Annotated in this window: 8 protein-coding genes and 1 tRNA gene; 3 read left to right on the forward strand and 6 right to left on the reverse strand. The window is 44.8% G+C overall.

The annotated features are described in order from the left end of the window. Positions 1-34 precede the first annotated feature (34 nt). Genes bglX through ACGHVY_RS17265 form a run of 3 tightly spaced genes read right to left on the reverse strand, consistent with a single transcriptional unit; the run spans position 35 to position 6,984 of the window. Positions 35-2,344 (reverse strand): beta-glucosidase BglX, encoded by a 2,310-nt coding sequence (gene bglX, locus ACGHVY_RS17255; RefSeq protein WP_390600183.1) that lies wholly within the window; start codon positions 2,342-2,344, stop codon positions 35-37. A gap of 32 nt (positions 2,345-2,376) precedes the next feature. Beyond that, a complete protein-coding gene (locus ACGHVY_RS17260; RefSeq protein ID WP_390600186.1) occupies positions 2,377-3,906 on the reverse strand; it encodes a RagB/SusD family nutrient uptake outer membrane protein in 1,530 nt (509 codons plus the stop codon). Between the two features lie 12 nt (positions 3,907-3,918). Then, positions 3,919-6,984 (reverse strand): SusC/RagA family TonB-linked outer membrane protein, encoded by a 3,066-nt coding sequence (locus tag ACGHVY_RS17265; RefSeq protein ID WP_390600189.1) that lies wholly within the window; start codon positions 6,982-6,984, stop codon positions 3,919-3,921. Positions 6,985-7,248: 264 nt separating this feature from the next. On the opposite strand from ACGHVY_RS17265, the gene ACGHVY_RS17270 reads away from it, so the two are divergent. From ACGHVY_RS17270 to ACGHVY_RS17280, 3 genes are all read left to right on the forward strand, one after another. Beyond that, positions 7,249-8,886 (forward strand): tetratricopeptide repeat protein, encoded by a 1,638-nt coding sequence (locus ACGHVY_RS17270; protein WP_390600192.1) that lies wholly within the window; start codon positions 7,249-7,251, stop codon positions 8,884-8,886. A 308-nt stretch (positions 8,887-9,194) separates the two neighbouring features. Beyond that, the gene (locus ACGHVY_RS17275) at positions 9,195-10,004 is read left to right on the forward strand and encodes a hypothetical protein (protein WP_390600194.1); all 810 of its coding nucleotides are present in this window, start codon (positions 9,195-9,197) and stop codon (positions 10,002-10,004) included. Between the two features lie 4 nt (positions 10,005-10,008). Then, a complete protein-coding gene (locus tag ACGHVY_RS17280; protein ID WP_390600195.1) occupies positions 10,009-10,371 on the forward strand; it encodes a hypothetical protein in 363 nt (120 codons plus the stop codon). Between the two features lie 82 nt (positions 10,372-10,453). On the opposite strand, the gene ACGHVY_RS17285 is transcribed toward ACGHVY_RS17280, so the two are convergent. From ACGHVY_RS17285 to ACGHVY_RS17295, 3 genes are all read right to left on the reverse strand, one after another. Then, the gene (locus tag ACGHVY_RS17285; RefSeq protein WP_390600198.1) at positions 10,454-11,344 is read right to left on the reverse strand and encodes a PfkB family carbohydrate kinase; all 891 of its coding nucleotides are present in this window, start codon (positions 11,342-11,344) and stop codon (positions 10,454-10,456) included. 59 nt (positions 11,345-11,403) lie between these two features. Beyond that, positions 11,404-11,485: transfer RNA gene (locus ACGHVY_RS17290), tRNA-Leu, on the reverse strand. A gap of 73 nt (positions 11,486-11,558) precedes the next feature. Continuing rightward, positions 11,559-12,581, reverse strand: coding sequence for a S41 family peptidase (locus ACGHVY_RS17295; protein ID WP_390600200.1), 1,023 nt, complete (start codon positions 12,579-12,581; stop codon positions 11,559-11,561). Between the last annotated feature and the right edge of the window lie 17 nt (positions 12,582-12,598).

Here is a 12,598-nt window from a genome sequence, read left to right on the forward strand (position 1 = left end):
ATTAAATTAGGCACGGATTACCGTGCCTACAAGTTTAGTTTAACGTGAATTTAGCGGTTTTCACATCCCGGCTATTCGTGCCAATCATCACTTCAAAGTCGCCCGGTTCAGCTACCAGTTGCAGGTCATAGTTGTAATACCTCAACATCTCCGGTGCAATCTTGAAGCGGACAATTTTCATTTCTCCCGGTTGCAGGAATATCTTCTGAAAACCTTTCAGCTCTTTCACGGGACGGGTGCTGCTGCCTACTACGTCACGGATATAGAGTTGCACGACTTCCGAGCCGGGCCATGTGCCGGTATTGGTAACTTCCACTGCTGCGGTCAGTGAACCGTTCATATCCATGCTGGAATGGCTCAGGTCAATATCACTGTAAGAGAAAGTGGTGTAAGAAAGTCCGTATCCGAACGGATAAAGCGGGTCATTGTCCACATCCAGGTAGTTACTGCGGAACTTCTCGAACCATTTGCCCTGTCCCAACGGGCGTCCGGTATTCTTGTGCGCATAGTAAAGAGGTATCTGACCGACGTTCTTCGGGAAAGTCATGGTCAGCTTGCCGCCCGGGTTGACGTAGCCGAAGAGGGCATCGCCGATAGCATAAGCAGCTTCGCTACCACCGAACCATACATTCAGGATGGCAGGTACGTGCTCCTGTTCCCAGTTCAGCGTGAGCGGCCGGCCGGTGAATAGTACAAGTACTACCGGTTTGCCTGTCTTTAATAATTCTTTCAGCAGGTTCTGTTGCACGTCGGGGATATTCAAATCCGTACGGCTGCTGCTTTCACCGCTCATTTCCGAAGATTCGCCGAGGGCTGCGATGATAATATCCGACCGGCGGGCTACGTTCAAGGCTTCGTCCAGCAACTGCTGGTCTGTGCGGTTGTCACGGTTCAGTGAACGGCCGAACATCGTTGCACGTTCTTCGTAGGCGGCATCGCTAATCAGGTTGCTTCCTTTGGCATACATGATATTCGCTTTTCCGGCGGTCATCTCTTTCAGTCCTTCTACCAATGAAGGACAACGGTCGAGCACGGCAGCTACGCTCCATGTACCCGGCATATTGCTGCGGCTGTCGGCCAGCGGGCCGATAACGGCGATATTCCCTTTGGGGTTGAATGGCAATAACGGATTCCCGTTCGGGTTTCCGTCGGGGCTGTCGTTCTTTAAGAGGACGAAACTTTCGGCAGCTATTCTGCGGGCTGCGTCACGGTGCGCTTTCGTAAAGATGTCGCGTGCCGGACGTTTCGGGTCGCAATATTTATAAGGATTGTCAAACAGACCGAGTTTGTATTTGGCTTCCAGGATGAGGCGGCAGGCGGTATTCAATGTTTCCATAGATACTTTGCCTTCCTCGACGGATTTCTTCAATGTTCCTACGAAACCTTCGCTGACCATGTCCATATCCACTCCGGCATTGATGGCACGGGCGGATACGGTCTGAAGGTCGCCGATACCGTGGTCTATCATTTCGGAAATTCCGGTATAGTCGGTTACAACGAAGCCGTTGAATCCCCATTGTCCGCGAAGGATGTCCGTCATCAGCCATTTGTTGGCGGTGGCAGGTATTCCGTCCACCTCGTTGAACGATGCCATTACGCTGCCTACACCGGCTTCGACGGCTGCTTCATAAGGCAGCATATAGTCATTGAACATCCGTTGGCGGCTCATATCCACGGTGTTATAGTCACGTCCTGCTTCACCTGCACCGTACAGGGCAAAGTGTTTCACGCACGCCATGATTTCGTCATTGCGTTGCATGTTCTTTCCCTGATAGCCGCGTACCATTGCTTCGGCAATCATGGCGCCGAGGAACGGGTCTTCGCCGTTCCCTTCGGATACACGTCCCCAGCGAGGGTCGCGCGAGATGTCCACCATCGGGCTGAATGTCCAGGAAATTCCGTCGGCGCTGGCTTCTACGGCTGCAATGCGGGCAGACTCTTCGATGGCTGCCATATCCCAGGTACAAGACAAACCGAGCGGGATAGGGAACATTGTCTCATATCCGTGGATAACGTCCATGCCAAACAATAGCGGAATGCCCAGACGGGATTGTTCCACTGCCTGTTTCTGTACTTCGCGTATTTTTTCCACTCCTTTCAGGTTGAACAGTCCGCCTACTTCGCCCTTTTTGATTTTAGCGGCAATATCGCTGCTCTTGGCTTGTCCGGTGGTGATTTCTCCGGTGACGGGAAGGTTTAATTGACCTATCTTTTCTTCCAGCGTCATCTTCTTCATCAATACGTCGATGAAACGGTTCATATCCTGCGGCGACTTTTGTGCCGTGGCAGTCAGGAATCCGGTAGCGAGAAGAAGAAGTGACAATATTGTTTTTTTACTTATCATATCGTTCTATTATATTATTGTTTCATGTTATATTAATAATCCGGGTTTTGTACCAGCACTCCTTTGGACTTGTCTATCTCAGTCTGAGGTAATGGAAGTAAGGCATTCTTGTCCTGATAGTTGACTTTTCCGGCTGCATGTAACACTTCTTTGGCGATGCCCCAACGAACCAGGTCGTAGAAACGGTCAAATTCCATGCCCAGTTCCACGCGGCGTTCGTGACGGATGGCTTCACGCAGTTCTCCCTGGTCGGTAGTCGTTACTTTTGGCAATATGTTGGTATTCGTGCCCCTGGCACGTGCGCGTACCTGTTCGAGATAGTCGATGGCCTCGCCGGGGATGCCTTTTTCATTGGCGGATTCGGCTCCCATCAACAATACGTCTGCATAACGGATCAGACGGATATTTACCCAGAAACCTTTGTTGGTATATTCTTTACGCAAAGCCGGGTCGGTATAAGCCTTCTTGTTGAAGTAAGCGCCCGTTGCCGGAGAAACCGGGGATTCGCCGTAAGGCTCGTTGGTATTCTCGGGAGTAATCGGGTCGTCGTCCGAATGACGGAAGTAGAGCAGGGTGGCGTTTTTACGCGGGTCGCCCTGTTCGTAGGCTTCCGCCATATATTCTGTTGCCATGTGCCATCCCCATCCCAAGTCCCATTGACCTGCTCCGCGCACACCTTGTACTTCGCAGAATTGGCTGCCGATAATATCACTTTGAGGAAGGGCGGCGGTGGCGGTACATTGCAGTTCGAAGATGGAGCCGCCGTTGTTTTCGCCTTCGTCCGTAAATATCTCATTGTACGGGGTTCTCAGATTGTAAAGCCCTTTTTTAATGACATCGGTAGAGGCTGTGTACATATTGTTCCAGTCGTTGCGCATCATATAGGTACGGGCGTGCAGGGAACGTGCGGCTCCCCAGGTCAGGCGTCCGAGGTATTCGGTGCTCCACGTTTCCGGCAGTGATTCCTCAGCGGTTTTCAGGTCGTTGTCAATCTGCTCGTAGATTTTATCGGCGGTTGTTTTCGGAATATTGGCTTCCGAAGCGTCGTTGATTTTGTACGTCACGAGAGGCACTTCGCCGAAAGCCCTTACCAGATTGAAGTAGCAGTAAGCACGGAAGAAAGAGGCCTCGCCTTTGTTGATAATATCTTCAGCTTCCGTTTGTCCGGCAGTCTCTTTATCTGCAATGGATTTGAGAATGTCATTGCACTGGTAGATGATGGCATAATTCTGTCCCCAGTAGGCGCCCAGCAGGCCATTGTTCGCAGTATATATGAAATCATCGTACATTTCCGCTACGTCGGAACCGTCGCTGGCTATACTTCCTTTCTCCGAATCTTCGGAACGGAAGCAGTGGATGGCGAATGCGGGAGGCCCGGCAGTAATGTTATAATTACGCATCATTGTGTAAACATTGTAAATCTTACCGTTGACGAGTGCGTTGGGATTGTCGTCTTCGGTGAACTGTCCTTGCGGACTGCGGTCGAGAAAGTCGCTGCAACTGCCCAGAAACAGTGTGGTAGCGGCAATAAGGGCTGAAAATATATATTTATCCAGTTTCATATGATTATAGTTTTAGAATGTTAAGTTGATTCCGAATGTATAAACTGCCGGTACAGGGTAACTGCCGTTGTCTACTCCGAATGCGGTGGCGGTGCCGCCCAGTTCGGGGGTATATCCGGTGTTATGCTTCCACGTTTTCAGGTTCTGTATGTTGACATATACTTTGAGAGCTTGCAGGCGGATTTTTGCGAGCAGGCTTTTGTCAAATGCATAAGCCAGTTGTACATTACGGATGCGGAAGAAACGACCGCTTTCAATGTAATAATCCGAATTCAGCATATTGATGGAATGTTTGGAGTTCAGCAATGGCTGGCTGTTGGAGGTTCCTTCACCGTGCCAGCGTCCCAGACGTTGTTCCATGTAGTTGAACTGGGCAAAGTTGTAGTTGTCCCATGTGCGGAAAATCTGGTTTCCGCCTTGTCCCATCATGTCGATGTCCAGCGACCAGTTGCGGTAGTTCACTCCGAGAGAGAAACCATAAGTTACTTTCGGGGTAGGATTACCTATCATCGTACGGTCTTCCGGGGTAATCTTGCCGTCACCGTTGACATCTGCAAATTTCAAATCGCCGGGGGTGACTGTGGCAAGCGTATTCTCAGGGGATGAGTTGATGTCGGCCTGTGACTGGTAAACTCCCGCCACTTTGTATCCGTAGAAATAGCCGATAGGATAACCTGCCATCGTATAACTCTGCTGCTTGTCTCCGGCAATGATGGAATATCCTTCCTGCACGAGGCTCTTTACTTCGTTCTTGATAGTGGTCAGGTTGGCACTGACGGTATATCCCCATTCGCCTATCTGGTCACGCCAGGTTACTGCCATTTCCACACCTTTATTCTGAATCTGTCCAAGGTTGCCGATGCCCGGAACTGTTCCGGAGATGCCGGGAACTTCTGCCAGCAGGTCTTTGGTGTTCTTCTTGTAATAAACACCCTCGAAATGCAGACGGTTGCGGAGCAGGTTCGTCTCAAATCCGGCTTCCCAGGCTTCTACCTTTTCCCAGCGGAGATTCGGGTTGGGTAGATATGCCAGTTGGTATCCCGGGTAGATGATGGAAGGCTTGCCGAATACGGCAGAGTAAGCGTTGCTCAACAGCGGTTCGGCAGGGTAGGCCTTGTCCAGGTTCTGGTTTCCCAGCGTACCGTAAGATGCTTTAATCTTCAGCATATCCAGCCACTTGATATCTTTCATGAATTCTTCTTCGCTCATCAGCCAGCCGCCGCCCAGTGAGAAGAAGTTCTGCCATTCGTTGCCCGTGTAGGAGAACGCTGAAGAACCGTCCCGGCGGAACGACCCGTTGAACAGGTATTTGCCTTTGTAATTGTAAATGACACGTGCGAGCATGGATAAAGTGCTACGTTCCCATTGTGTACTTCCGTTGGTGGCAGTGGCGGCATCTCCGATGCTGACAAACCACTTGTCGGGGTTGTCCGGAATCATCAGTCCGACTCCCTGTTTGCGTGCTCCGTCCAGCCGGCTCAGTGAGTTGTAATAGGTAGTGAAGCCTGCGGTGGCCGTCAGGTTATGGTTGCCGTTGTCAAAACTGTTGGTATATGTCAGCACATAGTCGCTTTGTACTTTCGTCTCATTTTCCTTGAATTGGCTGACTTCTGTTTTTCCTGTTCCCAAAGTGGCGATGTCACCATTGACAGTAGGGTCGTACACTTTGACAATAGGAGTGTAGGTACGTCCGTTGTTGGATGCGTAGTCCATGGAGAAGGTAGCTCTGAAATTGAAATGTTTCAGGAAGTCCACTTCGCCGTAGATATTTCCCGAAGCACGGTAATTCTCGGCTTTGGTAGTGTTCGCCTTCAATTCGACGTCTACCATCGGGTTGTTGATTTGTGCCTTCTGGAACTCGGGCAGGGCAGTGTACAATCCATATTCATTGTTGTAAACCGGAGCGATAGGAGTGGCACGGAGCGCATTCAAGACCTGTTTGGAATCAGCGGGAAGCATACGTGCTCCGTTGAACTGGAAGCCGACTTTCAGGAAGTCTGTGATTTTATAATCATTGCTGGCATTGATGGTTACCTTGCTGAATTTCTCATGCTCGATGTTGCCTTGTTCGTAGGAGTAACCTACACCCAGGTAGAAACTGTGTTTGGGTGAAGCACCGGTGATACTGATATTGTTGTTGGTGATAAAAGCGTTTTGGAAAATCTCGTCCTGCCAGTTGGTATTTGCGTCCCATCCGGTATAATCGAACGGATCATCTCCTTGGTTGGCAAGCTGCTCGCTATACAGTTCCTTGAATTGTGAACCGTTCACCATTTTTACTTTATCCACTACTTTCTTGAAACCGAAGGACGTGTTTATATTGACCAATGTCTGCCCTTCTTTCGCTTTCTTAGTGGTGATGATGATAACACCGTTCGCACCACGTACACCGAAGATGGCGAGGGATGACGGGTCTTTCAGAATCTCCATAGATTCGATGTCCTCAGGGTTGAGGAAGTTGATGTTATCGTTGAACAGTCCGTCAACGATGTAGAGGGGTTTGTATCCGTTGATGGAGTTTGTCCCGCGGATACGGATTTCCGGGTCGGCACCGGCACGTCCTGAGTTTACGATTTGTACACCTGCCACCTTACCTTGCAGGGAAGAAAGCGGGTTCATCGCCGGTTTGTTGGCCAGTTCTTCTCCTTTGATGTTGGTGATGGAACCTGTCAAGTCTCTTTTCTTAGCGCTACCATATCCGATAACGACTGTTTCGGCCAGTACTTGCGAGTCTTCTTTCAAGGTGACGTTGATAACGTTCTGTGTCCCTACCTTGATGCTCTGCGTGGTCATACCTACGTATGAGAATACCAGTATGTCGTCCGGAGTGACAGAGATTGAGTACTTACCGTCCATATCTGTGATAGTTCCGGTGGAAGTTCCTTGTACGAGTACCGATGCGCCGATTAACGGCTCATTGGCGGCATCTGTCACTGTTCCTGTCACTGTCTTTGTCTGTGCAAAGGCAGATGCGGAAGCCAGTAGCAGGCAAGCGAGCGCAATGACGCCCTTTAGCTTGATGGTTTTTGTCTGAAGATGTTGTAAAAATCTAGTCCTCATTGCATTAAATTTTTCCATTTGTTACTATTTAGGTTGAAGTCTTTTTTTCTGCCGTCTGCGCCGGCGAAAGTAACAAAGGAAACAAACTAGACTCCAAAAAGATTTTGGAAAAAGAAAGAATGCTCGATTTTAACATTGGGGACTTGTTTTTTTGTGGTACGATGTTTATGATAAGATGCTTGTAGTAAGATAATTTTAAGGATAATATTGGGGGGATTGTATTTTATTTGTTAAATTGCGAATCCTATCTATAAATCATATGCTATGAGGTTTTGTTTTATAATGATTTGGATTTGTCTTGTTGCTATTTCATTATTTACATCTTCTTGTCGGAAGGATAGTAACCCTGAATCATTTCTTTTGAAATGTGCCGATTCGCTTATGCAAACATCTCCGGATAGTGCTCTGCCAATGCTTAAGTCTATAAATTATCCCGGAAAACTCTTGAGAAAAGAAAGAGCAGATTATGCAATCTTATATTCACGTGTACAGAATGAATTACAAATACGGCAGACGAGTGATTCATTAATCCGTGAAGCTGTGAATTATTATGCGGGAGGACGAAATAAGGAGAGAGAAATGCAAGCGTATTATTATTGGGGATGCGCTAATAAGGATATGCGTAAAATGAAAGCTGCGGTGAATGCTTTTCTGAAAGCTGTAAAGGTGATGCCGGAAAAGTGTGGTGGTTTATATTTGGGAGCAATCTATGTAAAACTGGCTGCTTGTTATGAAGATCAGGATATGTATGCAGATGCACTAGATATGTATTGGAAAGCTTGTAAAGTATATCGTGAGCAGCATAATGAAATGGAACTTTGTTATGGTTATCGTGGAATGGCAGTCATACATCATTTTCAGAATCAGTTGGACAGTTCTCTCTTGTATTATCAAAAGGCTTTATCTATTGCCGAAAAATATGATGATAAGCGCTGGCGTTATGTAGTATTAAGCGATTTGGCGCATATCTATGAAAAGAAGAAAGATTTTCAGAAAGCATCTTTGTGCGTTTCATTATCTATTGCTGTTGCTCCTTCAAAGGATAGGCTTTGGGCAGGGTATTTTCTGAAAGGACGAATCTTGAAGCATATGAACCAGGTGGATTCTGCCCGTTACTATTTTAATATCGCTAAGACATCTCCTTATATATATAGTCGTGCAGGTAGTTGCTATGAGCTTTATGATTTGGAAAGACAACAGGGGAACTTTTCGGCAGCAATGGCTGCTGTTGATTCTTTTCTTATTTTGTCCGATTCTATACAAGAAACGACTAATGCATTAGAAATTGAGAAAATGGTGGGTAGATATGAGGCAAAATTGATGCAACAACAATTATTTCTGAATAATAGAATTAAACTACTGTCTCTGGGTGGTCTATGCGTCTTGATTATCCTTGTGTTTCTATTGAAGGACAGGATAAGTAAAAATAAAATAATAAAATTGCAGAAACAACTGAATGGATTGAAAGCCGGTATTTTACAAAATACATCTTTTGATGAGGATACTAATGCAGCTTTGGAGCCTATAAAACCCGAAAATGAGGACTTTGAGACATATTTTAAGATGAAATTATATTTGTGCCTTAAATTGTACAAAGAAAGTGATGTTTATAGAAAAATTCATGTGATTGAAAATGATGAGCTACGTCATAAGATTCATTTAAATGCTGCTGAACGTCAAAATATCTGTGAATCTCTTTATGAGAACTTCTGTGATTTGATGGCTGACTTGAAATCACAGTGTACCAGCCTGACAAAACAAGATATTCTTTATTGCATATTCTTGATGATAAACTGTCCGAAATATGTGATACTACTCTGTACTGGTATTTCTGAGGGAGCTTTTAAAACCCGGAAGAGTAGGATTAAAGAAAAATTAGGTGATAAGCTTTTTGAACTTCTTATTAATAAGGACCGCTGATAAATAAGCATTGCATTTCTATCTTCCAATCATGTAACTATCTCTATATCTTGTTTTGTAACTAAAATTGTAACCTCTTTTGCTTGGATATTAGAGGAAAAGTGACTTCATTTGTTTCAATTAATGGCTTTAAATATACTCGTTCCGGAACTATGGTAACACTTCATTGGGAAGTTATTCTGAAGAATTCAATAAGATTGAGTATCTATGAGAGGTGATACGAATCTTAGTTTGAATATATATGAAAAGTTTTTAGGGTTGGAAAAGTCTTTTCATGAATTGTTTGAATTACTAAAAAAGAGAATACCATGAAAACCAAAGTATTTATTTCTGCTATTTTAGGTGCATTCCTTTTGATTAATTGTCATGAATCAGAGGATTTGAATACCGTAAACAAAGGTCTGAAAAAGTCTGTTACTATAGAAAATATAGGTGATATTCATAATGAATTATTGGCAGCTTATTTCGCATCTCAAACTAGAGGGACTACTGTGCCCGCTAATGATATATCAACTTATTATGATGCATTTAAAGAGGAATTGTTTACGAGTGGAAAATATGAAATTAGTGGGCAACAGGTAGCATTGTGTGAAACCTCTATTAGTGATTTTGAAGATGTAATGTCTTTGGAAATTGATAGTGCATTTTATGAGAATTCCTTAGATTTGGTTCTTGATAGAATTAAAAATAATAATGGAATATGCGACGAGGTTAAACACATTCTTTATGAGATTACTGATGAGAACTGTACTCTTTCTTCTTATGAATTAAGTTTATTAGCAGAAAAATATAAGAGTTATGTAGGTGGGGAGTATTTAGTTGTGTATAGTAATATTTTTAAATCTTCTTCAGACTACTGGCAGCCTGTGACAACAAGGAATTCTGATAATAGAAAGGTTATAGCGGCTGATTGCCTTGGCGGTTTGTTGGGTTTAACATGTTGTGGTGCGATGAGCGTAATTTGGGGAGCAGCTTTCTCTTATTCCTTGGATAAATGCTTAGATCCCAGCACAGTGACTGTAGATACATCAGATAGTACCTCATCAGAAGCCGATGATAGTACAGAAGAGACTTCTACTGCTGTTTATAATGGAGATGATGAAACGTTAAATATATAGTGTTATGAAATATGTAAAAGATAATTTGGCTGATATAATCATTCTCATTCTACTGGTTATTTGGGGAATATATGACTTGTTTATGTGGCAATCTGTATGTGATGATTTAATATCTATTGCTGTTGGTTTTAGTTTGGCTTGTTTGTTCCCTTGGTGCTGTAAGAGAACAGATGAACGATTTTTAGAAGTTAGGAAAAAAGCTTTGCAGTATTCTTCTACGTTTATTATTTCTCTATTTTGTGCATTAAAAATTGTAGAGGTCTTACGTGAGCATTCCATTGAAGTTAATGCTATAAAAGTGATTTTTGTGGGTGTTGTTTTACAAAGTGCGTACTTTTTGATAATGAAACAAAGAATTGATAGATAGTTCTATATATTGATATGCTTTAAGTGGAAAACTTTAGGATTGAAAATGATCCTGAAGTTTTTTCATATAAATAAAGGAACGATTAAAACATCTCTTTTGCAGCCTCCATGCAGTGAATGACGTCTTCTTTGCTTCCGCTGAAAGGACCGGATTTCTCAATTTTCAATGTGGACATAGCTGCCGCAAAGCGTCCCGCCTTTTCGATACTTGCACCTGATACCCGTTGGTACAAGTAGCCGATGGTATAAGTGTCTCCGCATCCTGTCGCGTCTACTACTTTTTCGGGTTGGTAAGCCGGGATACGGTAAAAGTCGGTTCCGTCGAAAATAAGGGAACCCATGCTTCCAAGTGTGACCAGCACTTCTTTTACTCCCCATTCGTATAATCGGCGGGCGGCTTCGTGTGGGTCGGCAAGACCTGTCAGTACTTCCATCTCGTGTTCGTTGACTTTGAGGAAGTGGATATATTGAAGTGCTTCCCGTTTATCTGTCCAGTCTACCGGATACACGTGCGTGTCACGTACTTCGCGAAGGTAACCTTGTGAGTCCACCGCAATCAGTCCTTTTCGGGAAAGTTCTTTGATTACCTCCAATGAGAAATCATCTGCCAACAGGGAGCCGAGATGGTAAATCTCTGCGTCTATCTCTTTAAGTTGGGAAGCGGTGAACGGGTCTGCTTTTGCCAATACACGTTGGGTACGGTCGTCTGGATTATCTCCATAGATATTTTCAAAATATACCGAATACTTGCTGGGCAATGCGGTAACATTAATGCCTGTTTTGCGTAGTTGTTCTACTACGTTCATTTCGGTAGCACCGACTGCTGTCACCAATGCGTAGTCAATATCATTGAAACAACGGATGGCGTGCGAACAATAAAAGGCAGTCCCGCCCGGCATATAGACCGTGTTTTGTGGAGTAACCACTTTGTCCAGTGTGATGTGACCGATACAGCAAAGTTGATGTTTATTCATATCCAATCAATTAAAAAGCCTTCAAGAGAGTATCTTGAAGGCTTCTAGTTTTATTTCTGTGCGGATGATAGGACTCGAACCTACACGCCTCACGGCACCAGATCCTAAGTCTGGCGCGGCTACCAATTACGCCACATCCGCATATGTAGCTTTTTTGTTTAGCGGTGCAAAGATAGGAAGATTTTCTGATTTGACAAATAATTCGGTGATAAAGTTATTCACTTAATATCTCGAATGCCTTTTCAATCAGGGTATCTTTCTTTTTAAGCTGGTCTGCTTCAGACATATTGATGGCAATATCCGGTGCGATACCTTCCTCCAGCGGTTGTCCGTTTTTGTCGAAATGCGGGCTGGCAGAGAAGCGGATGCTCCATCCGTTCGGCAATTCCGATGAGAAAGGAAGTCCCGAACCTCCACCGGTCCAGTCACCGACCTGGATAATTTCTGTATCTTCTATGCTGCGCATCGCATTGACAAAATCGTTTGTCGCACTGTAGCAACGGCGATTGGTTAATATGACGACCTTCTTCTGCCAGCGGATACTGCTGGATGGTTCCAGATAAATCGGTTCCTTCTTAGAGAAGTCATTATGTCCCGGTCCGGTTTTATGCTGGATGTATCCGGTTAGCGTTTTTTTATTGGTAAATCGGGCGGCAATGCGGGTAGAGTTCGTCAGATTTCCACCACCGTTGTCGCGTACATCAATGATTAATCCGTTGCAAGGTGCCAGATAGAGGAGAACCTCGTCCAAGTTGCCGTTTCCGACTCCGGCGCTGAAACTTTCATAACGGATATATCCTATATTATTATCGAAAATCTTGTATTTCAGTCCGGAAGCCGTGTAATAACCACTGCTGGCACTACCCAGATAAGTTTGATAGAGAATATCTTCCCGGTAGTTCCAGTCGTATCCCTGATACCAGTCATCGTAGAAAGAAGTGCGTTTGGCAGAAGAAAGATTGACATGCCCGTCTTTCAGGATATACAGCATCTGGCTTAGAATATCGAACAGGTCATCGTTGGACATGGTCGGTATGATTAGCTTCCTGTATTCTTCGTGAACGCCATCCCAGTCAATTCCTTTTGCTTCCAAAAAACAATACTGTTCGTCAATGATCTTCCATAGTTGCTCGAAGTTGCCCATGGGATCATTGGCGTACTCATCCTCCCTAATGCAACCGGTCAGTACTGGTAAGCAGCAGATTAGCAAAAGTAGTTGTATAATCTTATTTTTCATTCTTGTTATTTCTCACG

The organism is Bacteroides sp. f07 (genome assembly GCF_042854785.1).
Classification (GTDB): domain Bacteria; phylum Bacteroidota; class Bacteroidia; order Bacteroidales; family Bacteroidaceae; genus Bacteroides.

What these genes read in the sequence shown, in the direction of transcription:
- ACGHVY_RS17280 (WP_390600195.1), top strand. Translation starts at nt 10,009, where the DNA reads ATGAAATATGTAAAAGATAATTTGGCTGATATAATCATTCTCATTCTA.
- ACGHVY_RS17275 (WP_390600194.1), top strand. Translation starts at nt 9,195, where the DNA reads ATGAAAACCAAAGTATTTATTTCTGCTATTTTAGGTGCATTCCTTTTG.
- ACGHVY_RS17265 (WP_390600189.1), bottom strand. Translation starts at nt 6,984, where the DNA reads ATGGAAAAATTTAATGCAATGAGGACTAGATTTTTACAACATCTTCAG.
- ACGHVY_RS17285 (WP_390600198.1), bottom strand. Translation starts at nt 11,344, where the DNA reads ATGAATAAACATCAACTTTGCTGTATCGGTCACATCACACTGGACAAA.
- bglX (WP_390600183.1), bottom strand. Translation starts at nt 2,344, where the DNA reads ATGATAAGTAAAAAAACAATATTGTCACTTCTTCTTCTCGCTACCGGA.
- ACGHVY_RS17270 (WP_390600192.1), top strand. Translation starts at nt 7,249, where the DNA reads ATGATTTGGATTTGTCTTGTTGCTATTTCATTATTTACATCTTCTTGT.
- ACGHVY_RS17295 (WP_390600200.1), bottom strand. Translation starts at nt 12,581, where the DNA reads ATGAAAAATAAGATTATACAACTACTTTTGCTAATCTGCTGCTTACCA.
- ACGHVY_RS17260 (WP_390600186.1), bottom strand. Translation starts at nt 3,906, where the DNA reads ATGAAACTGGATAAATATATATTTTCAGCCCTTATTGCCGCTACCACA.